Source organism: Nocardioides scoriae (assembly GCF_900104965.1).
Taxonomy (GTDB): Bacteria; Actinomycetota; Actinomycetes; order Propionibacteriales; family Nocardioidaceae; genus Marmoricola; species Marmoricola scoriae.
On sequence record NZ_LT629757.1, the window covers coordinates 74,707 to 98,031 of the forward strand.

The 23,325-nt window shown below is 75.1% G+C and carries 20 protein-coding genes; 13 read left to right on the forward strand and 7 right to left on the reverse strand.

Annotated elements, in window-relative coordinates:
- Positions 1 to 16 precede the first annotated feature (16 nt).
- Positions 17 to 2,140, reverse strand: coding sequence for a Stk1 family PASTA domain-containing Ser/Thr kinase (locus BLU55_RS00305; RefSeq protein WP_231916979.1), 2,124 nt, complete (start codon positions 2,138 to 2,140; stop codon positions 17 to 19).
- A 144-nt stretch (positions 2,141 to 2,284) separates the two neighbouring features.
- On the opposite strand from BLU55_RS00305, the gene BLU55_RS00310 reads away from it, so the two are divergent.
- On the forward strand, positions 2,285 to 2,707 hold the full coding sequence (locus BLU55_RS00310; RefSeq protein WP_172833836.1) for an Rv2175c family DNA-binding protein: 423 nt from the start codon (positions 2,285 to 2,287) through the stop codon (positions 2,705 to 2,707).
- 4 nt (positions 2,708 to 2,711) lie between these two features.
- Here BLU55_RS00310 and BLU55_RS00315 read toward each other — a convergent pair whose 3' ends face one another.
- Positions 2,712 to 3,794, reverse strand: a complete 1,083-nt coding sequence (locus tag BLU55_RS00315; protein ID WP_091725003.1) for a polyprenyl synthetase family protein — start codon at positions 3,792 to 3,794, stop codon at positions 2,712 to 2,714.
- A 30-nt stretch (positions 3,795 to 3,824) separates the two neighbouring features.
- Here BLU55_RS00315 and metF point away from each other — a divergent pair, with 30 nt between their 5' ends.
- Entirely contained in the window at positions 3,825 to 4,712 is an 888-nt protein-coding gene (gene metF / locus BLU55_RS00320) for a methylenetetrahydrofolate reductase [NAD(P)H] (protein ID WP_091725005.1), read from the forward strand.
- A gap of 4 nt (positions 4,713 to 4,716) precedes the next feature.
- Here the strand turns inward: metF and BLU55_RS00325 are convergent, their stop codons facing one another.
- Together BLU55_RS00325 and BLU55_RS00330 are read right to left on the reverse strand one after the other, a co-directional pair.
- The gene (locus BLU55_RS00325) at positions 4,717 to 6,021 is read right to left on the reverse strand and encodes a phytoene desaturase family protein (protein WP_091725007.1); all 1,305 of its coding nucleotides are present in this window, start codon (positions 6,019 to 6,021) and stop codon (positions 4,717 to 4,719) included.
- A gap of 39 nt (positions 6,022 to 6,060) precedes the next feature.
- A complete protein-coding gene (locus tag BLU55_RS00330) occupies positions 6,061 to 6,582 on the reverse strand; it encodes a YbaK/EbsC family protein (protein WP_091725009.1) in 522 nt (173 codons plus the stop codon).
- Positions 6,583 to 6,789: 207 nt separating this feature from the next.
- Between BLU55_RS00330 and BLU55_RS00335 the strand changes: the two genes are divergently transcribed.
- The 6 genes from BLU55_RS00335 (at position 6,790) to BLU55_RS00360 (ending at position 13,972) form a co-directional block, all read left to right on the forward strand.
- A complete protein-coding gene (locus tag BLU55_RS00335; protein ID WP_091725010.1) occupies positions 6,790 to 7,128 on the forward strand; it encodes a DUF6504 family protein in 339 nt (112 codons plus the stop codon).
- Between the two features lie 12 nt (positions 7,129 to 7,140).
- The gene (locus BLU55_RS00340) at positions 7,141 to 7,563 is read left to right on the forward strand and encodes an SAV_6107 family HEPN domain-containing protein (protein WP_091725012.1); all 423 of its coding nucleotides are present in this window, start codon (positions 7,141 to 7,143) and stop codon (positions 7,561 to 7,563) included.
- A gap of 14 nt (positions 7,564 to 7,577) precedes the next feature.
- On the forward strand, positions 7,578 to 11,324 hold the full coding sequence (locus BLU55_RS00345) for a DNA polymerase III subunit alpha (RefSeq protein WP_091725014.1): 3,747 nt from the start codon (positions 7,578 to 7,580) through the stop codon (positions 11,322 to 11,324).
- 28 nt (positions 11,325 to 11,352) lie between these two features.
- On the forward strand, positions 11,353 to 12,078 hold the full coding sequence (locus tag BLU55_RS00350; RefSeq protein ID WP_091725016.1) for a methyltransferase domain-containing protein: 726 nt from the start codon (positions 11,353 to 11,355) through the stop codon (positions 12,076 to 12,078).
- 33 nt (positions 12,079 to 12,111) lie between these two features.
- Positions 12,112 to 13,323 (forward strand): DNA polymerase IV, encoded by a 1,212-nt coding sequence (gene dinB, locus BLU55_RS00355; protein WP_231916980.1) that lies wholly within the window; start codon positions 12,112 to 12,114, stop codon positions 13,321 to 13,323.
- Positions 13,324 to 13,468: 145 nt separating this feature from the next.
- The gene (locus tag BLU55_RS00360) at positions 13,469 to 13,972 is read left to right on the forward strand and encodes a DUF3040 domain-containing protein (RefSeq protein WP_091725018.1); all 504 of its coding nucleotides are present in this window, start codon (positions 13,469 to 13,471) and stop codon (positions 13,970 to 13,972) included.
- A 90-nt stretch (positions 13,973 to 14,062) separates the two neighbouring features.
- On the opposite strand, the gene BLU55_RS00365 is transcribed toward BLU55_RS00360, so the two are convergent.
- From BLU55_RS00365 to BLU55_RS00375, 3 genes are read right to left on the reverse strand one after another with little or no spacing between them, the layout of a single operon-like run.
- Positions 14,063 to 16,438 carry a transglutaminase family protein gene (locus BLU55_RS00365; protein WP_091725020.1) on the reverse strand — a complete coding sequence of 792 codons (2,376 nt, stop codon included), beginning with the start codon at positions 16,436 to 16,438 and terminating at the stop codon, positions 14,063 to 14,065.
- Positions 16,435 to 17,679, reverse strand: a complete 1,245-nt coding sequence (locus BLU55_RS00370; RefSeq protein WP_091725022.1) for a DUF58 domain-containing protein — start codon at positions 17,677 to 17,679, stop codon at positions 16,435 to 16,437. The genes BLU55_RS00365 and BLU55_RS00370 overlap by 4 nt, the downstream gene beginning before the upstream one ends.
- Entirely contained in the window at positions 17,672 to 18,691 is a 1,020-nt protein-coding gene (locus BLU55_RS00375; RefSeq protein WP_091725024.1) for an AAA family ATPase, read from the reverse strand. The genes BLU55_RS00370 and BLU55_RS00375 overlap by 8 nt, the downstream gene beginning before the upstream one ends.
- A gap of 318 nt (positions 18,692 to 19,009) precedes the next feature.
- On the opposite strand from BLU55_RS00375, the gene mraZ reads away from it, so the two are divergent.
- From mraZ to BLU55_RS00395, 5 genes are all read left to right on the forward strand, one after another.
- A complete protein-coding gene (mraZ, locus tag BLU55_RS00380; RefSeq protein WP_091725026.1) occupies positions 19,010 to 19,438 on the forward strand; it encodes a division/cell wall cluster transcriptional repressor MraZ in 429 nt (142 codons plus the stop codon).
- 219 nt (positions 19,439 to 19,657) lie between these two features.
- Positions 19,658 to 19,819 (forward strand): hypothetical protein, encoded by a 162-nt coding sequence (locus BLU55_RS19275; protein ID WP_157682645.1) that lies wholly within the window; start codon positions 19,658 to 19,660, stop codon positions 19,817 to 19,819.
- A gap of 12 nt (positions 19,820 to 19,831) precedes the next feature.
- The gene (gene rsmH / locus BLU55_RS00385) at positions 19,832 to 20,800 is read left to right on the forward strand and encodes a 16S rRNA (cytosine(1402)-N(4))-methyltransferase RsmH (RefSeq protein ID WP_091725027.1); all 969 of its coding nucleotides are present in this window, start codon (positions 19,832 to 19,834) and stop codon (positions 20,798 to 20,800) included.
- A complete protein-coding gene (locus BLU55_RS00390) occupies positions 20,797 to 21,387 on the forward strand; it encodes a hypothetical protein (protein WP_091725029.1) in 591 nt (196 codons plus the stop codon). Before rsmH ends, BLU55_RS00390 begins: the two co-directional genes overlap by 4 nt.
- Before the next feature lie 48 nt (positions 21,388 to 21,435).
- Positions 21,436 to 23,319, forward strand: coding sequence for a peptidoglycan D,D-transpeptidase FtsI family protein (locus tag BLU55_RS00395; protein WP_231916981.1), 1,884 nt, complete (start codon positions 21,436 to 21,438; stop codon positions 23,317 to 23,319).
- The last annotated feature ends 6 nt before the right edge of the window (positions 23,320 to 23,325 follow it).

Consider the following 23,325-nt stretch of genomic DNA (forward strand, 5'->3'; position numbering starts at 1 on the left):
GGGGGGCGTGGTCGGATCAGACGATGCTGATGACGATGGTGCTGCCGCGGGGGGCGCTGCTCCCGGCGCCGGGGTCGGTCGACACGACGTACTGCACGCCGATGTAGAGGCTGGCGCGCTGCACCTCGACCTCGAAGCCGGCCCGCTCCAGGGTCGCCTGGGCGGCGTCGACGCCGGCGCCGACGACGTCGGGCACCTGCACCATGACCGGGCCCTCGGAGACGACCAGCGCGACCTCGTCGCCCTTGACCAGCGTGCCGGAGTCGGGGGACTGGCGGATGACGTCGCCCGCCGCGACGGTGTCGTCGTTCTCCTCGGTGCGGGTGACCTCGAAGCCCTTGGAGGTCAGCGACTTCTCGGCCGTGTCGGCGTCCTTGCCGGTCCAGTCGACGACCTTGATCGGGCGGGGTCCCCGGCTCACCACGAGGTCGACCGCGGCGTCGCGGCGCAGCGCCGTGCCGGCCACCGGGTCGGAGGCGATCACCTGGCCCTCCGGCACGTCGTCGCTGTAGCGCTCGACCGCGTCGCCGTAGCCGAGCTTCGCGTCGAGCAGCTGCTGCTGCGCGGCGTCCAGGGTGCTCCCGCGCAGGCCGGGCACGTCGTGGCGCTCAGGGCCGAGCGAGAGGGTGGCGCCGACCGTGCCCTCCTTGCGCACCCGGCCGCCGGGCTCGGGATCGGTCGAGACGACCATCCCCCGGGGCACGGTCTCGGAGTAGACCCGGTCGGCGATCCGCAGGCTGAGCCCGGCGTCGTCGAGCCGGGCGTCGGCGGCGGCGCGGCTCAGGCCGAGGACCGCGGGGGCGTCGGTGTAGCGGGCGATCCCGAACCACCAGCCGCCGGCCGCGGCGGCCACGGCCAGCACCAGCACGAGCAGCAGCGCGACCGGTCCGCGCCGGGAGCGGGTCGGCGTGGTGCGCGAGGGCGGCAGGTCGGGACGGCCGCCGTCGACGGGGTGGCGCTGGCGGGGCGGCAGCAGCGGGGCGGCCGGGCCGGTCGCGACGACGGTGTCGCGCTCCTGGTCGTAGACACCCGCCTCGTCGCGCGCCGGTCCCGGCGCGTGTCCCCCGAGGGGCTCCCAGCTGGTGCGGGTGTGCTCGCGGTCGTCGACGGCGCCCGCGGCGCTCCCGGCACCGACCAGCTCGGCGATGCCGACGAGCTCGGCGGGCTCCAGGATCTCGGGCAGCTCGTCGGTGGTGGAGGCGTCGAGGTCCTCGGTCGGGGAGGAGCCGCGGCCGGCGTAGGAGCGCGGCAGCAGGTCGGCGGTCAGCTCGGCGTCCTCGGTGACGCCGTCCTCGACGGCGAGCCGGACGCGACGCACCTGCTGGAGGAGCACCTGCGCGTCGGCGGGACGCAGCGCGGCGTCGCGGGCGGTGGCGCGGGCGACCAGCGCGTCGACGTACGCCGGGATGCCGGGGGTGCGCGACGAGGGGGCCGGGATGTCCTCGTGGACGTGCTTGTAGGCGACCTGGATCGGGTTGTCGGCCTGGTGGGGCTTGCTGCCGGTCAGCAGCTCGAACAGCACGACGCCGGCCGCGTAGACGTCGGTGCGGGCGTCGGCGGTGCCGTCGACGACCAGCTCGGGGGCGAGGTAGGACACGGTGCCGATGAGCACGCCGCCGGTCGCGGTGTGCTGGGTCTCGGCGTTGATGGCCCGTGAGAGCCCGAAGTCGGCGACCTTGACCCGTCCGTCCTCGGCGAGCAGGACGTTCTCGGGCTTGACGTCGCGGTGCACGATGCCCGCCGCGTGGGCGGCCGCCAGGGCCGAGAGCACCGGCTCGACCAGGGCCAGCGCCCGCGCCGGGGTGGCGGGCGTCTCGGAGCGGATCAGGTCGCGCAGGGTGCGGCCGTCGACCAGCTCCATGACGAGGAACAGGGTGCCGTCGTCGTCGCCGGTGTCGAACACGGCCACGGCGTGGGGGTGCGACAGCCGGGCGGCCGAGCGCGCCTCGCGCTGGAAGCGGCGCACGAACTCCTGGTCGTCGGCCAGCCCCTCGTGCATCACCTTGACGGCCACGGGGCGGTCCAGCCGCAGGTCGGTGGCCTCGTAGACCATCGCCATGCCGCCGCGCGCGATGGTGCGGCCCACCCGGTAGCGCCCGTCGAGGACACGGCCGGTCAGGCGCGAGTCTGTGCGGTCCACGTGTCCTCCGGCGCGGGTGGGGAAGAGAGCCCGACTGACCAGCCACTTTACGGGTCGCAGGGCCCGGGGCCCGGGAGGCGCCGCCCGCGCACGTCGGATTCGCCGGGTGTGGGGTCCGGCGCGGGGAGGTGCGACCATGGGGTCGTGAGTGACGACACCCTCCACCCGACCACCGACAGCCCGGACGACGAGACCACCCGGGAGGCGGAGCAGCAGGCTGCCCTCGACGCCCTGGTGGGCGACTGGCTGGACTGGAAGCAGGCCGCCGCCGAGCTCGGCGTCAGCGTGAGCAAGGTCCGCCAGCTGATCCGCGAGCGGCAGCTGTGCGCGGCCGTGCCGCGGCCGCGCGCCGGCCAGCAGGTGCCGGCGGCCCTGCTCATGGACGGCGAGATCGTCAAGGGCGTGCCCGGCCTGCTGACGGTGCTCGGCGACGGCGGCTACACCGACCGCGAGGTCATGGAGTACCTCTTCACGCCCGACGACTCGCTGCCGGGCCGACCCATCGACGCGCTGCGGGAGAACCGCGGCTCGGAGGTCAAGCGCCGCGCGCAGGCGATGTCGCTCTAGCGCCTCACACGGTGCGCTGGGTCGCCTCGTCGGCGAGCCGGGCGAGCGCAACGCGGGCCTCGGGGTCCAGGTCGGACTCCTCCAGGGCGGCCAGCGCGGTGCCGGTCAGGTGCTCGATCACGGACTCGAGCTGGTCGAGCGCGCCGCTGGAGCGGATCAGCTCGCGCAGCCGGTCGACCGCGGCGCCGTCGAGGGGGGTGCCCAGCGCCTCGTCGAGCACCCGCGCGGGTGCGGCCGGCAGCGCGTCCAGGGCGAGGGCGACCAGCACGGTGCGCTTGCCCTCCACGAGGTCGTCGCCGGCGGGCTTGCCCGTGGCCCCGGGATCGCCGAAGACGCCGAGGACGTCGTCGCGCAGCTGGAACGCCTCGCCCAGCGGCAGCCCGAAGCGGGTCAGCGCCCGGACCTGGTCGGCATCGGCCCCGCCGAGGGCCGCCCCGACGTGCAGGGGCCGCTCGACGGAGTACTTCGCCGACTTGTAGCGCAGCACGGTCATCGCGGTGTCGACGTCGGCCCGGCCGCGGGCCTGGGCGGACACGTCGAGGAACTGGCCCGTGACGACCTCGCTGCGGGTGAGGTCGAAGAACCGCAGCGCGTCCAGCACCCGCTCGGCGGGCAGGCCACAGGTGCGGAGCAGCTCGTCGGACCAGCTGAGCAGCAGGTCGCCGAGCAGGATCGCGGCGGCGGAGCCGTACTCCTGCGCGCTGCCGGTCCAGCCGTCGGCGCGGTGCTGCTGCTCGAACGCGCGGTGCGTCGAGGGGTGGCCCCGGCGGGTGTCGGAGGCGTCCATGAGGTCGTCGTGGACCAGGGCGCTGGCGTGGAGCAGCTCGAGTGCCCCGCACGCCCGGACCAGGGCCTCGCGGTCCTCGTCGGCGGGCGCGCCGGCGACGGCGTGGTGTCCCCACCAGCCGAAGGCCGCCCGGAGGCGCTTGCCGCCGGTGACGCTGGTGCGGGCGTGGCCCACGAGGCGGTCCGCGTCGGGCCCCAGCTCGGTCAACCACGAGGCCTGCTCGTCGACGAACCCGATGAGCGTGGACTCCAGGTCCGACCGGAAGGCGGCGGCGTCCCACCGTGCGTGCAGCGCGCTCATCGGGCGACCCTAGCCCCGTATCCTCGAGACATGCCCGGCACCCCTGTGCGCATCGGCGATCTGCTCGCGAGCGGCGACCGGTCCTTCTCCTTCGAGTTCTTCCCGCCGAAGGACGCCGCCGGCGAGGAGGTCCTGTGGCGCTCCATCAGCGAGCTCGAGCCGCTGCGGCCGACCTTCGTCTCGGTGACCTACGGCGCCGGTGGCACCACCCGTGACCGCACCCTGGCCATCACCGGCCGGATCGCGCGGGAGACCACGCTCCTGCCGATGGCCCACCTGACCTGCATCGGGCACACCACCACCGAGCTCGAGCGCATCCTCGGCTCGCTCGAGGACGCCGGTGTGCGCAACGTGCTGGCGCTGCGCGGCGACCCGCCGGGCGGGCCGGGCACCCCGTGGGAGCGCACCGAGGGCGGGGTCGACCACGCCTCCGACCTGGTGTCCCTGGTCCGGGCCCGCAGCGAGCTGTGCGTCGGTGTCGCGGCCTTCCCCGAGGGCCACCGCGACGCGGCGTCGCTCGACGACGACGTCGCCGTGCTCAAGGCCAAGCAGGACGCCGGGGCGGAGTTCGCCGTCACCGAGATGGTGCTGCGGGCCTCCGACTACCTCGGGCTCGTCGAGCGGGCCCGGGACGCCGGCGTCACCTTCCCGATCGTGCCCGGCATCATGCCCATCCTCGGCCTGACCTCGATGGCCAAGATGGTCGAGCTCTCGGGCCGTGACATCCCGGCCGAGGTCGAGGCCCGGATCCGGCCCCACGCCGACGACCCCGCCGCGGTGCGCGCCGAGGGCATCGCGATCGCCACCGAGCTGTGCGACGACCTGCTCGCCGGCGGCGCCCCCGGCCTGCACTTCTACACGCTCAACCGCTCCCGGGCCACGCGCGAGATCTGGGCCGCGCTGTCGCTCAGCGCCTGACCGGTCAGGCCGGACCGACGACCTGGGCGACCAGGGCGGCCGAGAGGCCGACGCTGGGCAGTCCGGCGCCGGGGGTCGCGCTGGCGCCTGCGACGTACACGCCCGGCACCGGGGTGCGCGGGCCCAGGCGACGGGCGACCGTGCTGCGGCCCTGCCACAGCACGCCGTACGGCGACCCGCCCCACGTGGTGACCTGCTCCAGGGGCGAGCGGTCGACGCGGACCTCGACCTGGTCGCGCACGCGCACCCCGGCCCGGGCGAGCGCCGTGACGACGTCCTCGCTGAGCGCACCGCGTCCCAGCACGGTCCAGGCGTGGGCGCCGTCGGGCGCGGTGCCGCCGGTGGTCCGCAGCACCAGCAGGGGGTCGCCGTGCAGGACGACCTCGTGGGGCAGGTCGGGGACCGGGCCCACCACGCCGAGGTGGGCCAGGACCGGTGGGATGGCCGGCATCGTGCGCCGGACGTGGGTGGCCAGGGTCGGCAGCTGCCGGGGGTCCGCGGCGACCACGACCACGTCGGCGTCCACGGTGCCGGAGGTGGTGCGCACCCCCGCGACCCGACCCTCGCGCACCTCGAGGTCGACCACCGGGGTGGACAGCTCGACGGCCACGCGCCGGGTGCGGAGCCGGGCGACGAGCGCGTCGGCGACGTCGGCCATGCCGCCCGGGGAGGTCCAGAGCCCGAAGTTCTGCTCGACGTAGCTCCACAGCCCCACCCAGGCCGGCACGTTGCGCAGGTCGTGCCCCTCGAGGGTGGCGCCGAAGCCCGCCACCAGGCGCAGCCGCTCGTCCTTGAAGGAGCGCCGCAGCACCTTGTGCAGCGTCAGCCGCGTGCCGAGCAGGGCCCGGGCGTGCTCGCCGGCGAGCTCGGGCGACCAGGGCCGCTCGAACCAGTCGCGGCGCAGCGCGTCCCAGTCGTCGGCGAAGGCGTCGACGTACGCCGACCATGCAGCGCCGGAGCCCGACCCGAGGGCGGCGTCGAGCGCCGCCATCTGGTCGCCCCGGCCGGTGGGCAGGTCGACCTGCGAGCCGTCGCCGAAGACGTGGCGGCGCAGCGGTGTCACCGGCACGAGGTCGAGCTCGCGCTCCAGCGGTCGGCCGGACTTGCGGAACAGGTCGCGCACCACCGCGGGCAGCATCGTGTGGGTGGGCCCGGCGTCCCAGGTGAAGCCCTCGCGCTCGACCCGGCCGAGGGCGCCGCCGAGCCGGTCGCCGGCCTCGAGCAGGGTGACGTCGTGGCCGAGCTTGGCCAGGCGGACGGCGCTCGCGAGCCCGGCGTACCCGCCCCCGACCACCACCACCCGCGCCATGGCGGTCACCCTAGGGGCCGCGTGGTGGTGCCCAGGCGCCTAGGTGGCCGGCTCCACGTCGACCTCGACGGCTCCCGTCATCCGCTGCAGCTCCTCGACCGTGGTGCTGAAGACCGCGGCGGGGTGGCCGGCCGCGGCCCAGACCACGGGGTGCCGCCGCAGCCAGGGGTCGAGGTACGTCGGCACCGGCGCCGGGTGGGCGATCGGGGAGACACCGCCGATCACCTGGCCGGTGTGGCGCCGCACGAACTCGGGGGAGGCGCGGCGCAGCGCCGGCACCCCGATCCGCCGGGCGACCGCGGCGGTGTCGACCCGGTGCGCGCCGCTGGTGAGCAGCAGCAGCGGGGTGTCCGCGGTGCCGTCGGGGTCCCCGGTCGTGCGGGGGTCCTGGGCGGGGACCGCGAACAGCAGGCTGTTGGCGATCGCCCCGACCTCGCAGCCCAGGGCCTCGGCGGCGAGCGCGGCGGTGTGGACCGACTCGGGCAGCACGCGGACCTCGCCGGTGCCGCCCCGGGCCTCGAGCTCGGCGCGGAAGCGGGCGATGGAGGGGTGGTCGCTCATGCGACGGCACCGTACCGGGCGGTGCGGGAGCAGGTCCCGGCCTCGCCGCGCAGAGGCTTGACGGGCTGTCGGAGGGGAGGTGTACCTTGAAGGTGTTCGAACACGTGTTCGAACAACTGCCCCGGTGGGGGGTGACCTCGACCCCCATCCTCCACCGGGGCACCGACAGCGGGTCGAACGGCTGCGAGACGACACGAGGAGCACGACGTGCGGCGTTACGACGACCCGGTGGAGGTGCGCAAGGGCGCGACCGAGGACCCCGAGCAGTTCCTGTGGAGGGGACGGCTCTGGCAGGTGCGCGAGGTGGTGGCCCACTGGGTCGAGACCGGGGCCTGGTGGTCCCGGCCGGCCGCGCGGGACGAGGGCGGCGCGGTGGCGCTGGCCGGATCCGACCTGCTGCGCGAGCAGGAGGTGTGGCGGGTGACCGCGGCCCGGGGCCGCGTCGCCGCCGCCCGCACCGCCGGGTCCGACCCGGGGTTCGGGGTGTTCGACCTGGTCTTCAGCTGGGCCGACGGCAGCTGGCAGCTCGTCCGGGCGATGGACTGAGGGGGACCGGAGATGACGACGTTCGCCACCCCGGCCTTCCTGCCGGCCGCCACGCACGCCTACCTCGACCGGGCGGCGACCTCGCTGCGCGAGGCGATCACCAGCACCGACGTCCCCGAGCGCTACGCCCAGGCCCACGTCTCGGCGCTGCGGGCGACCGCTGCCCTGCTCGCCGCCCGGGCCCGCCCGACCGCGACGGGACGACGTCCCCAGAAGAACGCCTGGGTGCTGCTCGCCGAGGTGGCCCCCGAGCTCAGCGAGTGGGCCAGCTTCTTCGCCGCGGGGGCCGCCAAGCGCGCCGCCGCCGAGGCGGGGTCGCGGCGGGCCGTGACCGAGCGCGAGGCCGACGACCTGGTCCGCGACGCCGACCGGTTCCTGGCCCTGGTGGAGACCGCGCTCGGGCTCACCGAGCACGCCCCGATCCGCGTCGCCTGAGACGCGAGGCTCGCGTGCCCGACCCCTTCGTGCACCTGCACGTCGCCTCCGGCTTCTCCCTGCGCTACGGCGCCTCGCACCCCCACGTCCTGGTGGAGCGCGCGGCGGAGCAGGAGATGGACGCCCTGGCCCTGACCGACCGCGACGGCACCTACGGCGCGGTCCGGTTCGCCAAGGCGGCGATGGCGGCGCAGGTGCGCCCGATCCTCGGGGTGGACCTGGCCGTGGCCCCGTCCGGGGTGCTGCTGCGGCCGGGCACCCGCGAGGAGCGGCCCGTGCGGCCCCGCACGCCGGTGCGCGGCGGCGCCACCCGCGACGCCCGGCTGCCCCGGGTGACGCTGCTGGCCTCCGGCCGGGCGGGCTGGGCGGCGGTGTGCCGGCTGGTCTCGGCGGCCCACGCCGCCCAGGAGCGGGGGACCCCGGTGTGCACCCCGGCGCTGCTCGCCGCGCACGTCGCCGGACGTCCGGTCCGGGTGCTGCTGGGGCCGACCTCCGAGCTCGGCGTGGCCGCCACCCGGCGCCGCGACGACCTCGGTGTCCTGGTGCTGCGCCACTGGCTCGACCTCGTCGGTCCCGAGCAGCTGGTCGTCGAGCTGGTCTCCCACCGGCTGCGCGGCGACGGCCCCGGCACCTCCTCCCACGCCGCCCGGATGCTGGGACTGGCGTCCGGTCGGGGGGCCGCCCGCGGGGTCGGTGCCGCCCCCGGCACGGCGACCGGGCGGGTGCCGGTGGTGCTGACCAACGCGGTCCGCTTCGCCGACCGGCTCGACGCCCCGACCGTCGACGTGCTCGACGCGACCCGTCGCCTGGTGCCGATGGACCTGCGCCACCTCGACCGCCGCAACGCCGAGGGCTTCGTGAAGTCGGGCAAGCAGATGCACGAGGTGGCCGAGGAGATCTGCCGCCACGCAGGCCTCGAAGGCGCGGCGCGCGGCGCCTCCGGGCTGCTCGCGGCCACCCGGGCGGTGGCCGACCAGTGCGTCCTGGACCCGCGCTCCGACCTCGGCCTGGGGGAGGTGCACTTCCCCGAGCTCGAGCTCTCGACCACCGACGTCCCGGCCCGGGTGGGGGCCGAGGCGCCGGCCGACGCCGTGCTGCGGCGCCGCTGCGAGGGAGCCATCGGGTGGCGCTTCGCGGACGCACCCCGGCAGCGGATCTGGAAGCGGCTCGACGACGAGCTCGAGGTCGTGCGACGGCTCGGCTACGCCTCCTACTTCCTCGCCGTCGGCGACGTCAGCGAGATGGTCCGCGACCTCGGCATCCGCAGCGCGGCCCGGGGCTCGGGCGCGGGCAGCCTGGTCAACTACCTGCTCGGCATCTCCGGCGTCGACCCCATCCGCCACGGCCTGCTGATGGAGCGCTTCCTCTCCCCGCTGCGACGCTCGCTGCCCGACATCGACGTCGACGTGGAGTCGGCCCGCCGGCTCGAGGTCTACGACGCGATCCTCGAGCGCTACGGCAGCGAGCGCTGCGCCACCGTCTCGATGATGGACACCTACAAGGTGCGCCACGCGATCCGTGACGTCGGGGCGGCGCTCGGCATGCCGCCCGGCGAGATCGGTGCCCTGGCCACGTCGTTCCCCCACGTCCGCTCCCGGGACGCACGGATGGCGCTGCGCGACCTGCCCGAGCTGCGTGCCACCGGGCTGGCGCGGGAGGCGGCCGCCGGCGACTGGGGCAGCTTCGACCAGTTCTTCGCGCTGGTGGAGAGCCTCGACGGGCTGCCGCGCCACATCGCGATGCACCCGTGCGGCGTGCTGCTGTCCGACCGCACCCTGCTCGACCGCACCCCGGTCGAGCGCAGCTCCCTCGGCTACCCGATGAGCCAGTTCGACAAGGACGACGTCGAGGACCTGGGGCTGCTCAAGCTCGACGTGCTCGGCATCCGGATGCAGTCCTCGATGGCCCACGCGGTCACCGAGATCGAGCGGGTCGAGGGCCACCACGTCGACCTCGACGACGAGGCGCAGGTGCCCTTCGACGACCCGACGACCTACACCATGATCTCCAGCGCCAAGACCCTCGGCATCTTCCAGATCGAGTCGCCGGGCCAGCGCGAGCTGGTCGGCAAGACGGGCATCGACGACTTCGCCGACATCATCACCGACATCTCGCTGTTCCGGCCCGGGCCGGTGAAGAGCGACATGATCACGCCCTACCTGGAGGCCAAGCAGGGCTGGCGGATGCCCCACTACCTCCACGACGACCTGCGTCCCATCCTCGGCGGCACCCGGGGGGTGGTGGTCTTCCACGAGCAGGTGATCGAGATCATCGCCTGCTTCGCCGGGTGCAGCTACGCCGAGGGCGACGAGCGGCGCCGCTCGCTCGGCGACCGCGACGGCGTGGCCGCCACCCGGGCGTGGTTCGTGCCACGGGCGCTGGGCCGGGGCTACGAGCCCGCGGTCGTCGAGCGGATCTGGGCGGTCGTGGAGGCCTTCGCCTCCTTCGGCTTCTGCAAGGCCCACGCGGCCGCCTTCGCGCTGCCCACCTTCCAGTCGGCCTGGCTCAAGGCCCACTACCCGGCCCACTTCATCGCCGGGCTGCTCACCCACGACCCGGGGATGTACCCCAAGCGCCTGATCCTCGACGACGCCCGCCACCTCGGCATCGCGGTGCTGGGGCTCGACGTCAACGCCAGCGCCGCGGCGTACACCGTGGAGAAGGGGGTCGAGACCGGCAGCAGCGGCTACGGCATCCGCATCGCCCTGGGCGAGGTGCGCGGGATCGACGACGCGGAGGTGCAGCGGGTCACGGCCGGGCGGCTGGGCGCGCCGTACGCCTCGCTCACCGACTTCTGGCAGCGCACCCGGGTCTCGCGCCCGGTCGTGGAGCGGCTGGTGCAGGCGGGGGGCTTCGACAGCGTCTACGGCCTCGGCGCCGCCGACGGCACCGGCCGGCGCGACCGGGTGACCCGGCGCGACCTGCTGCTCGAGGTCGGGGACCTCGACCGGCTGCAGCGGGCGGCGTCGCGCGGTCCTCAGCGGCGCGCCCGCGGGCTGTCGCGTCCCCGGTCGCGGCAGGGCCCGGAGGAGTCCACCGGGGCCGGTCCCGGGTCGGTGCAGCTGACCCTCGACCTGGGCGGGCCCGTCCGGCAGCAGGTGAGCGGGCTGCCCGAGATGACCGGGGCGGACCGGGTGCGCGCCGAGCTCGACGTCCTGGGGCTCGACGCCAGCCGCCACGTGGTCGACTTCCACGCCGACTTCCTGTCGGCCCTCGGCACCACCCGCTCGGCCGACCTGCTGGGCGCCCGCAGCGGTCGCGAGCTGCTGGTCGCCGGGGTCAAGGTCGCCACCCAGACCCCACCGATCCGCTCCGGCCGATGGGTCGTCTTCCTCACCCTCGACGACTCCACCGGCCCGGTCGACGCGACCTTCTTCGAGGACGCCCAGGGGCCCTACGCCGCGACCGTCTTCGGCTGCTGGCTGGTCGTGGTGCGCGGCGTGCTGCGCCGCACCGGCCGTCGTGGGGTCTCGCTGCGCGCGACCGGGGCCTGGGACCTCGGCGCCCTGCACGACCTGTGGACGGCCGAGGGGATGGCCGCGGTCCACGCCGAGATGCTCCGGGTGCCGCGCGGCTTCGGGCCGGCCGGCGTCGCGGACCCCGCACGGGCCGACACCGGACCCAGCCGGGTGGTGGTGCACACCAGCGGCTTCCGGATGTCGCCGTACGCCGACGTCCGGCCCGCCGGCGAGAGCGCCGCCGTGGTGACGGGCACGGTGGCGCGCAAGCTGTGGCACCGCAGCCCCGGGAGCGCCGGATGAGCCACCCGCACCCCCTAGGGTGGGCGCCATGGAACGCCCCCTCGAACGCCGCAACGCCGTCCGCACCGCCGTGGTGTGGGACGCCGTGCAGTCGGTCCTCGAGGGAGGCGAGCGCCAGGTCCTCGACATCGGCGGCGGCACCGGCGGGTTCGCCGTGCGGGTGGCCCGGCTCGGCCACCAGGTCACCGTCGTGGACCCCAGCCCCGACGCCCTCGCCGCCGCTGCCCGTCGCGCCCACGACGAGGGCGTCTCGGCCCGGGTCACCGGTGTCCAGGGAGACCTCGGCACCCTCGCCGAGGCGGTCCCCGAGGGCGGGGTCGACCTGGTGCTGTGCCACGGGGTGCTCGGCCTCGTCGAGGACCCGGCCGCCGCGCTCGCCGCGATCGCCGCGGTGCTGCGCCCCGGCGCGACCCTCTCCCTGCAGGTCGGCCAGCGCCACGCCGCCGTGCTCGCCCGGGCCATGGCCGGCCACTTCACCCAGGCCCTGCAGCTGCTCACCTCGACCGACGACGGCACCCCCCACCCCGGCGAGCGGCGCTTCACCCACGACGAGCTGCGCGACCTGCTCGTCGCGGGCGGCTTCACCCCGACGGCCTTCCACGGCGTCCGGGTCTTCACCGACCTGGTGCCCTCCTCGCTGCTGGACCTCGAGCCCGGTGCCAGCGCCGCGCTGCTCGAGCTCGAGCGGGCCGCCGCCCAGCGGCCCGAGTACCTCACCGTGGCCAGCCAGCTGCACGTGCTCGCCACCCGCTGACCGGCTCGCCGGTCCTCCCGCGGGCCGGCTCCGGTGAGCCCGGACCGCGCGCAGGACCGCTCGCACGACTGCCCGATCCTGCACGTCGACATGGACGCCTTCTACGCCTCCGTGGCGATCCGCGACCGCCCCGAGCTCCACGACGTCCCGGTGATCGTGGGGGGAGGACACCGCGGGGTGGTGCTGGCGGCCAACTACCCGGCCCGCCGCCACGGCGTCCGCTCGGCGCTGCCGATGACCCGGGCCAGGAGGATGTGTCCCGAGGCCGTGGTGCTGCCACCGGACTACGACGAGGTCGAGTCGGTCTCCTCCTCGGTGATGGAGATCTTCCGCCAGGTCACCCCGGTCGTGGAGGCGGTCTCGCTCGACGAGGCGTTCCTCGACGTCTCGGGGTCCTGGCGTCGCCTCGGCACCTCGCGCGAGATCGCCGAGCACGTCCGGGCACGGGTGTCCGACGAGCAGCGCGTCACCTGCTCGGTGGGGGTCGCCGGCTCGGTCTCGGTGGCCAAGCTGGCCAGCCGTCGGGCCAAGCCCGACGGCGTGGTGGTGGTCCCGCCCCGGGAGGTGACCGCCTTCCTGCACCCCCTCGACGTCGGTGAGCTCTACGGCGTGGGGGAGAAGACCCGCGAGCAGCTGCACCGCCTCGGTCTCCGCACGGTCGGCCAGGTCGCCCACACGCCGGTGGCCACGCTCCAGCGGGGGATCGGCGCCGCAGCCGGGGCCCACCTGCACCACCTCGCCTGGGGCACCGACCGGCGCACGCTGACACCTCGGCGGCCCACCCACGAGCCCGACCGGAGCATGGGGGCCGACGAGACCTTCGGTCGCGACACCGACGACCGGGCCGTGGTGGTGCGCGAGCTGCTCCGGCTCACCGCCAAGGTCACCCACCGGATGCGCACCGCGGGGGTCGCCGGCCGCACGGTCACGATCCGGGTGCGGTTCTCCGACTTCACCACGATCACCCGCTCCCGGACCCTGCCCGACGCCACCGACGTGACCGGGGAGGTGCACGCCACCGCGGTGGGCCTCTTCGACGCGCTGGGGCTGCAGCGGGCCCGGATCCGGCTGGTCGGCGTGCGCGTGGAGGGGCTGGTGCCCCGGGGCTCGGTCCAGCGCCAGCTCGTCCTCGGCGCGCGGGAGCGGGGCTGGGAGGACGCCGACCGGGCGGTCGACGCCGCGGCGTCCCGGTTCGGCGGCGGCGCCGTACGTCGCGCCACGCTGCTGCTGGGCGACCGGCCGTGAGCACCCGCGACCGGCTCCGCGCACCACGCCGCGCCGGGGCGGAGGTCCTTTCTGGTCACGATTTCCGATCTCGGCTACCGCCGCGCCCACGGCCTGCCTAGACTTCCAGGAGAGTCACCCAGGGCCAGTCACGCGGGAGGATGCCGTGCCACTCTCCGAAGAGGAGCTTCGTCTGCTCGAGCAGATGGAGCACGCGCTTGCCCAGGAGGACCCGAAGTTCGCCTCCACGCTCCGGGGCAGCGCGATGGAGCGCACCGCCAAGATGCGCACCATCGGTGCCGCGGCCGTGTTCGTCGTCGGCATCTTCATGCTGATGGGCGGAGCCGTGGCCCAGGCCATCTGGCTCGCCGTGCTCGGCTTCGTCGTGATGCTCGGCTCGGCCACCCTCGGGCTGGCCGCCTGGCGCGGCCGGCACGCCCCGGCGCCGACGCAGCAGCGCAGCGAGGACCAGCTCTTCGACTTCGACGACCACCCCCACCGCTTCGGCGTGGTGGACGGGGGCCGCTCCGACCGGTCCCGTCGTCGCACCCGCGGCGCGAAGGGCAAGCTCCCCAAGCGGTCGCGTGCCGCCGGTGGCGCCCAGTCGCAGGGCAGCTTCATGCAGCGCCTCGAGCAGCGCTGGGAGCGCCGCCGCCAGCAGGGCTACTGACCCCGTCGTCCCACCGCAGCACCTCACCTCACGACCCGGCCCCCGCGCCGGGTCGCGGTGCGTCCGGACCCGGTGCGGCGGCAGGCCCGCTCAGCGGGCCGGTCGGGTGAGGGAGCGCGGCCACCACCGCCGCACCCACGTCGTACGCCGCGACGCCGGGCGGGCCCGGTCGGCCAGCAGCCGCCGCCAGGCCTCGACGGTGCGGGTGGTGCGCAGCCGCCCGGCCTCCTCGTCGCCCGCCCGGGCGGTGCCGGGCAGCGTGGCCACCCCGCCGGACCCGCCGGCGTCCACGCCGACGGCACCGGTCGCGCCCACCGTGCCGGACGTGCCGGACGAGGTCGCGCGGCCGTAGCGGGAGCGCTCGACCGCGGCCAGCAGGTCCTCCAGCGCCCGCACGTCGTCGGGCTCCAGGGGGGAGGTGCGCGAGCCCACCTGGTCGATCACCCGGCGGGCCTGCTCGCGCGGCGACCGGTCGTCGGGCCAGGCCAGCCCCACGTCGAGGACACTGGCACGGAGCTCGGCCCACGCTCCCTCGGGCAGGTGCTCGGCGTCCAGCGAGAGCCGGCGCCGACGCTGGGCCCGGCGTGCGGCCGAGGGGACCACGGCGATCCCGACCGCGCCGAGCAGCGCCAGCAGCGGCCACCACGGGACGCCGCTCCCGCCGTCGCTGCCGGCCTGGTCCTCGGGGGTCTGCTGGTCCTCGGGGGTGGCCTCGGCGGACGGCTGGGCGCTGGGGGCCTGGGTCGGGGCCGGCTCGTCGACGGACTGACGGGTGTAGGCCGGCGTCTCACCGGTGCGCTGCGAGGGGGTCGGCTCGAAGCGGACCCAGCCGCGGCCGGAGAAGTACATCTCCGGCCAGGCGTGGCGGGCGTCCGAGGTGTAGAGCAGCCGACCGTCTGGCTGCCGCTCGGGACGCAGGAAGCCCACGGCCACCCGCGAGGGGATGCCCAGGGTGCGACCCATCGCGGCCATCGCGGAGGCGAACTGCTCGCAGTAGCCGACGCGGTCCACGGTGATGAAGTCGGCGAGCAGGTCCATGCCCGACCCGGGCCGCTGCTCCAGGGAGTAGGTGAAGCCACCGCCGCTGCGGAACCAGTCCTGCAGCGCGACGGCCCGCTCGAAGTCGGTGTCGGCCCCGGCGGTCACCTCGCGGGCGGTCTGCTCGATGACCGGCGGCAGGTCCTCGGGGACCTCCGTGCCGGCCTCGCGCACGCTGGCGGGCGGCCGCACCGCGTCGGCCAGGTCGGCGGCGGTGACGGTGGGATCGAAGGAGGTCGCGCTGTACTCCAGCCCGGCGGGCGGGTCGCCCGAGACCAGCGCGACGTCGAGGGTGCGCTCGTCGAAGCGCCAGTTGCCCTCCACCGAGACCTCCCGCACGGGGTAGGGCAGCGGCAGCCAGGTGGTGCTGTAGTCGCGGGTCAGCTGGAAGCGCCAGTCCGACTCCAGGCCGCTGGCGCCGGGGGCCAGGCCGGGCGGACCGGGGAAGACGGCGTCGGCGGAGTTGTCGCCGGGCAGGTCGCGCTGCGAGGGCCGCCACGAGTCCTGGCTGAACAGGTCGAGCACCGTGGTCCGCAGGTAGCCCGGGTCGGCGGCGTCGGTCTCGGCGTACACCAGCGGGGTGTTGGTCTGCTCGACGAGCTCGCGGCGCAGCCGGATGAAGGGGTTGACGGTGGTCAGCCGCACGTCGCTGCCGGTGCCGGGGCCCTCGCCCTGGCCGTCGCCGCGGGGGAGCAGGTCGCTGACCGGCACCAGCGGCGCCGCCACCAGGGCGACCAGCACGCTGGCCACCGAGACCTGCCACAGCAGGGCGCCGCCGGGTCGCGACAGCCGACCCGACCCGGGCGCCGCGCCGCCGCCGGCGCGGGGCACGCCCGACCAGCGGTCGAGCCGGTCGCTGGCCAGCAGCCGCAGGAAGAGCAGCGCGACCACCACGAAGACCGGCAGCGCGAGCGCGTCGGTGAGGATCGAGACCGGGACGCTGAGCGTGACCAGGAGCGGCAGCGCCGCCAGGGGCGGTCGCCGCAGCCCGACGGCCAGCACGTCGACCGAGAGCAGGACGAGCAGCCCGCACGCCGCGAGCAGGGTGGCGGTCGAGGTGCCGAAGGCGACCACCGGAGCGCCGTAGTAGTTGAGGGCGCGGGCGCCGTTCTCGGCCAGCAGCAGCACCCGCTCCACCGAGGTGCTGGTGGGGACCACTCCGCCGATCGACTGGGCGCCGGCGAAGGTCGCGTTGAGGACGAGCAGCCCGACCACGACCTGCGCGGCCGCCACGGCGTACGACGCGACCCGGAGCACTCGCAGCCCGCTGCCGACCAGCGCCATCAGCAGCCCGCCGACCGCGCAGGGCAGCAGGAACCCCGACGGGGCGTCGACCATGCCGGACCAGGCAGTCAGCGCCACCCAGCCGGCGAGGGCGCCGAGCAGGGGCGGGCCGGGCCGCCAGGGCTCGCGGGGCGTGGGGCTCACCGGCCCAGCTCCTGCCAGGCGGCGGGCAGGGAGCCGTCGCGGGTCAGCGTCGCGGCCTTCCAGCCGCCCAGCCGGAGGTCGGTGGTGGCGGGGCCGGCCGAGGCGTGGTGGTGGGTCAGGCCGGCGCCGTGGGTCGGGGCGTGGCGCTCCCAGCCGGCGACGTCCAGCACCACGGCGTACGCCGCGTCCCCGGCACTCGCGAGCCCGGCCAGCGTGCGGCGGTCGCCGTCGTCGAGGTGGCCGAGGACCGCGACGAGCATGCCGCCGTGCTGGGTCTCGTCGACCCAGTCGGTCGCCAGCTGCTCCTCGGTGCCGGCACCGAGCACGGCCAGCCGCTCCAGCTGCTGCTGCAGGCCCACCCCGCGATCGCCCTGGTGCCACCCGGGGGAGCCGGCACGGCCCGCGGCGGTGACCAGGCGGACCTCGAAGCCCTGTGCGGTGAGGTGGCGCAGCACCGACGCGGCAGCGCTCACGGCGGCCTCCAGCGAGGAGGCGGCGCCGCGACCGCGGTGGCTGCGGCGCCGGTGGTCGAGCAGCAGGGTGCACCGCAGCTGCCACTCCTGCTCCTCGCGCCGGACCATCAGCTCGCTGGTGCGGGCGCTGGTGGGCCAGTGGATGCGGCGCAGGTCGTCGCCGAGGCGGTACTCCCGGATGGTGGTGTCGGGGCTGCCCCCGCCCAGCAGCTCGCGGGCGCGGTTCTCGCCGGCGCCCGCCCAGCGGCCGGTGAGCGCGATCCGGGGCAGCGCCTCGGTGCGCGGCGTGACCAGCAGGGTGGCGCTGGAGTCGAGCTCCTCGTCGAGGTCGGCCATGCCGAGCGGGTCGCTCACGTGGAGGTGGAGGGGGCCCACGGGGTAGCGGCCCCGCTGGCGCGCGTGCAGCGCGTAGTGGAGCGTGGTGCGGCCGCCCGCCTCGAGCGGGTCGACCAGGAACTGGTGACCGGCGCCCAGTGCCTCGGGCAGCGTCTCCTCCACCAGCAGCACGCCGGTGCGGCGGCGGCCCTGCGGACCGAGCTCGACCTGCACCTGCGCGGTGTCACCGGCCTCCACCCGCAGCGAGCTGAGGTCACGACGCACCCAGACGCGGCGCTCGGAGCGGCGCACCAGCACCCAGGCCACGAGCGGGACGGCGAGGGCCAGCAGCCCGATGCGCACGAAGTCGCGCTCGCCGATCTGCACGCCGCAGATCACGGCGGCGAGGCCGGCCGCGAGGAAGCACCGGCCGCGGACGGTCAGGTCACGCACGCCTGCTGCCCGAGGTGGGGGCCGGCACCGGCACCTGCGCGACGACCTGCTCGACGACGTCGACGGGGCGACGACCGTTCATCTGGGCCTCCATGGTGGGCAGCAGCCGGTGGGGCAGCACCTGCGGGGCGAGGTCGCGGACGTCGTCGGGCAGCACGAAGTCGCGGCCCTGCATGGCCGCCCAGGTGCGGGCGGCACGGACCAGCTGCAGCGTCGAGCGCGGCGAGGCGCCCAGGCGCAGGTCGGGGGAGCGGCGGGTCGCGGTGACCAGCGCCACGGCGTACTGCTGGACGGGGTGGCTCACGTGCACCCGCCCGGTGACCTCGATCAGCTTGCGGACCTCGGCGGCGTCGGTGACGGGCTCGAGGTCGTCCAGCGGGCTGATGCCCTCGCGGGCCGAGAGCATCGCGATCTCGGCCGACTCCACGGGGTAGCCCATGGACAGGCGCACCATGAAGCGGTCGCGCTGCGCCTCGGGCAGGGCGTAGGTGCCCTCCATCTCGATGGGGTTCTGGGTGGCGATGACCATGAACGGCGACTCCAGCTCGTACGTCGTCCCGTCGACCGTCACCTGGCCCTCCTCCATGCACTCGAGCATCGCCGACTGCGTCTTGGGGCTGGCCCGGTTGATCTCGTCGCCGACCACGATGTTGGCGAAGATGCCGCCCGGCCGGAACTCGAAGGCCCGGCTGTCCTGGTTGAAGATCGAGACGCCGGTGACGTCGGAGGGCAGCAGGTCGGGCGTGAACTGGATCCGGCGCACCGAGCAGTCGATCGAGCGGGCCAGCGCCTTGGACAGCATCGTCTTGCCCACGCCGGGGACGTCCTCGATGAGCAGGTGACCCCCGGAGAGCAGCACCACCAGTGCGGTGCGCGCGATCTCGGGCTTGCCCTCGATGACGGTGGCGACGTTGGCGTGGATCCGGTCGGCGACCGCCCGGACCTCCTCGACGCCTGCCGCGGGTGCGGTCCGGTCGCTCGTCCGGGTCCGTGCCTGGGTCGATCCCTGCATGGATTCCTGGGTCACTGCTCCCTGCCCCTCCGCCGTGCTCCACGTCGCTCCACCGACGGCCACTTCCGGCCTGCTCGCACCCCACGTGCGGTCGGCTGGCCACCAGTCAAGCGCACGGACCCACATCCGGCGCCGGGTCGACGACGCGCAGGTCACCACGGCGCGCTGGTCCCTCGCTGCCCCCGGGGTGCGCCCACCGGGGCAGACGGGTGCAAAAGGGGGGTGAAGGGGGTCGAATGTGGTTGACGGTGGAGCGGAGTGGAGTAAAGTGGTGCGTAGTGGAGGAGCCAGGCGGTTCCGGGGTGGAGGGGAGAGCCGATGTTCTCCGGCACCTACACCCCGAAGGTCGACGAGAAGGGCCGCCTGTTCCTCCCGGCGAAGTTCCGCGAGGAGATGAAGGAGGGGCTCGTGATCACCCGTGGTCAGGACCGCTCCCTCGACCTCCGCACCGCTGCGGACTTCGCCGACTTCACCGAGAAGTTCAAGAACGCGTCGCAGACCGATGCCCGCCTGCGGGCCTACGGCCGGATGCTGTTCGCGCTCGCCTCGGAGCAGGTGCCGGACAAGCAGGGGCGGGTCTCGCTGACCCCCGAGCTGCGGTCCTACGCCGGTCTCGAGCGCGAGGCGGTCGTCATCGGCATCTACGACCGCGTCGAGATCTGGGAGCCCAGCGCCTGGGCCCGCTACACCGCCGACCAGGAGCAGGCGTTCGCCAACCTCTCCGAGGAAGTCTTCCCCGGCTTCTAGTCCCACCGCCCCACCCGGCTCCACCACAACTCCACAGCGGCGATCGCAGGACGAGGCTCACGTCCGCTCTGCCCCCGGTCATCTGACGCACCTTCCCCGGCGCCAGAGGACCTCCCTCTCCTCCAGAGGTCGGGGAGGAGCGGACGGAGAACCTGGCCCTGCGATCGCCCACCACACGCACCAGCCACGCACGCACACCAGGACGGGGGGTCGAGCCCGATGAGCACCACCACGACGACGGGCACCCGCGACCTCGCGGCCCGTCCCACCCGCCGGGTGCGGCACGAGGCCCGCGACTCGGTGGCCCTGATGGCCTTCTCGGCCCTCGCCTCGACCGGTGTCGCCGCGCTCCTGATGCTGCTCGTCCGGCTCGGCGGCTAGGCGCCCGACACCATGCCGACCCCCTCCCACGTCCCGGTGCTCCTCGACCGGGTCGTCACCTTGCTGGCGCCCGCGCTGCAGCGCCCCGGCGCGGTCTTCCTCGACGCGACCCTGGGCCTGGGCGGCCACACCGAGGCCGTCCTGGAGCGCTGCCCCGAGGCCCGCGCCATCGGGGTCGACCGCGACCAGCACGCGCTCGAGCTCGCCGGACGCCGGCTCGCGCCGCACGCCGACCGGTTCACGCCGGTGCACGCGGTGTACGACGAGATCCCCGACGTCCTCGAGGAGCTCGGGCTCACCCACGTCGACGCCGTCCTGTTCGACCTCGGGGTCTCCTCGATGCAGCTCGACGTCCGCGAGCGGGGGTTCGCCTACGCGGAGGACGCCCCGCTCGACATGCGGATGGACGACACCACCGGCCCCACCGCGGCCGACGTGCTCAACACCTACGCCTTCGGCGACCTGGCCCGGGTGCTCAGCACCTACGGCGAAGAGAAGTTCGCCCGGGCCATCGCCCGAGCGGTGCTCAAGGCCCGCGAGACCGAGCCGTTCACCACCTCGGCCCGCCTGGTCGAGCTGCTCTACGACACCATCCCGGCGCCGGCCCGCCGCACCGGCGGCCACCCCGCCAAGCGCACCTTCCAGGCGCTGCGCATCGAGGTCAACGACGAGCTCGGCGTGCTGCGCCGGGCGGTGCCGAGCGCCGTCGAGGCGATCGGGGTCGGCGGCCGCGTCGTGGTGATGAGCTACCAGTCGCTCGAGGACCGCCTCGTCAAGCGCGTCTTCACCGCCGGCAGCACCTCGCAGCTGCCGCCCGACCTCCCGGTCGTCCCGGAGGGCCACGAGCCGCCGCTGCGCCTGCTGACGCGCAGCTCGGAGAAGGCCACCGCCGAGGAGATCGCCCAGAACCCGCGCGCCGCCTCCGTCCGGCTGCGCGCCGTCGAACGTGTCAACACCAACCGGGGAGACCACGCAGCATGAGCCACTCACAGGCCACCACCACGGGCCGCTCGCGCCTGCCCCGCTTCGCCGAGGCCGCCGTCGAGCGGGCCCGCCTGACCGTCGTCCCGCCGCGCGCCCTCGGCCGCAGCCAGGCCGCGCGCACCCCCTTCGCGGTGCTGGTGCTGCTCCTGCTCGCCGGCGGCGTCGTCGGGCTCCTGATGTTCAACACCCACATGCAGCAGACCTCCTTCACCGCCACGCGGCTGCAGGACGAGGTCGACACCCTCACCGCCCAGAAGCAGTCGCTGGCCCTGGAGCTCGACGGGCTCCGCGACCCCCAGCACCTCGGTGCCGCCGCCCAGGCGCTCGGCATGGTGGCGCCCCCCGAGCCGGCGTTCGTCCGCCTCAGCGACGGCGCGGTGCTCGGCAACCCGACCCCGGCCACCTCGGCCGACAGCGTCCAGATCACCCCCGGCCCCTCGGTCAAGCCGCCGTCGATCGAGCGCCGCACGGTCATCGTCGAGGCGACCCCGGAGGACCAGGCCGTGCGCAGCAAGCGCGGCCAGGACGCCGCCCAGGGTTCGACCGCCGACACCCCGGCGACCTCCACCGACGGCGACCGCTGAACCGGTAGACCTGAGCCACCGCCCGCGACGACCGACGGAGTCCTTGAGTTGAGCCAGCCCCGACGCTCCCTGCGGGGGACCTCCCACGTCCGCCTGCGCATCGGGCTGATCGCCATCACGATGCTGCTCTCGCTCTTCGGGGCCCGGCTGTTCCAGATCCAGGGGATCGACGCCCGGTCCTACACCTCGCGGGCCGAGGCGGCCGGCGCGATCACCATCGACCTCCCCGCCAAGCGCGGCCGCATCCTCGACCGCGACGGCCAGCCCCTGGCCGAGTCCGTCGCCGGGCTGATGCTCGTCGCCGACCCCGCGACGACCCGGCCCCACGCGGAGGCCATCGCCAAGGTCATGGCCGAGCGGCTCGACCTCGACTACTTCGACCTGCTGACCAAGCTGACCAAGCAGGGCACCAACTTCGTCTACCTCGCCCGCCGGGTGCCCTCCACCCTGGCCACGAGCGTCATCGAGGAGCTGCGCACCCGCGAGCTGCCCGGTGTCGACACCCGCTCGGACCCGCTGCGCCACTACCCCGACGGCGACGTCGCGGCCAACCTGCTCGGCTTCATCAACGACGCGGGGGAGCCCGGCGCCGGCCTCGAGCTCGCCTTCGACCGGCTGCTCGCGGGCAAGGACGGCAAGGAGACCTACGAGGTCGGGGGCGGCAACCGGATCCCGCTCGGCGAGAACAGCACGGTCGAGCCCGTGGACGGCCAGGACCTCAGGCTCACCATCGACCGCGACGTGCAGTGGTTCAGCCAGCGCGTGCTCTGCTCGGCCGTGCAGCAGGTCCAGGCCGAGTCCGGCTCGGCCGTGGTGATGGACACCCGCACCGGGGAGCTGATCGCCCTGGCCGACTGCCCGACCTTCAACCCCAACCGGGCGACCGAGTCGCCGGAGGAGCTGCTCGGCAGCCGCGCCGTCTCCGACGTCTACGAGCCGGGCTCGGTCGAGAAGGTGCTCACCTTCGCCTCCCTGCTCGACGCCAACAAGGTGACGCCCTCGACGCGCTACACCGTGCCGGGCGAGCTGCCCGTGCTCGACCGGGTGATCGGCGACTGGTTCGACCACGGCACGCTCCAGCTCACCTCGGCCGGCATCCTGGCCCAGTCGAGCAACATCGGCACGACGCTGGCCGCCTCGCAGTTCAGCGCGACCCAGCTGCACGACTACCTCACCCGCTTCGGCCTGGGCGAGCGCACCGACATCGGGCTGCCCGGCGAGAGCCGCGGCCTGCTGCCCGGGGCCTCCGACTGGTCGACCCTGAGCCGCGCCCAGATCTCCTTCGGCCAGGGCCTGTCGGTCAACGCGGTCCAGATGGCGGCCGCGGTCAACGCCGTCGGCAACGCCGGCGAGCTCGTCGAGCCCAGCCTCGTCGAGGGCGAGGAGCGCACCGACGACGGCCTCGAGGTCGGCACCGCCACCGCGACCAAGCGCCGGGCCGTCAGCGCCAAGGCCGCCGCCGAGGTCAGCCAGATGATGGAGCTGGTGACCACGCCCGACGTCGGCACCGCCCCCGGCGCCGGCATCGAGGGCTACCGCGTCGCCGGCAAGACCGGCACCGCGCAGCAGGCCGGTGGCGACTGCAGCTGCTACGCCGACGGTGGCGTCGCGGTGTCCTTCGGTGGCTTCGCCCCGGCCGACGACGCCCGCTTCACCGTCTACGTCGTGGTCAACAAGCCCGCGGCGGGCGGCTCGGGCGCCGGCACCGCCGGCCCGGTCTTCCGCAAGATCCTGTCCTACGTCCTGCAGAAGTACGCCGTGGCGCCCACCGGCACCGCGCCGTCCACGCTGCCGACGACGTGGGCCGACGACCCGTCCTCGGTCGGCCAGCCGTCCGCGCGGATGGTGCGCCCCGGCGCGACCTCGGAGGCCGACGACACTGCGGCTGACACCGGGTCCGGCACCGGGTCCGACACCGGCAGCGGCCGGTAGCCTCGA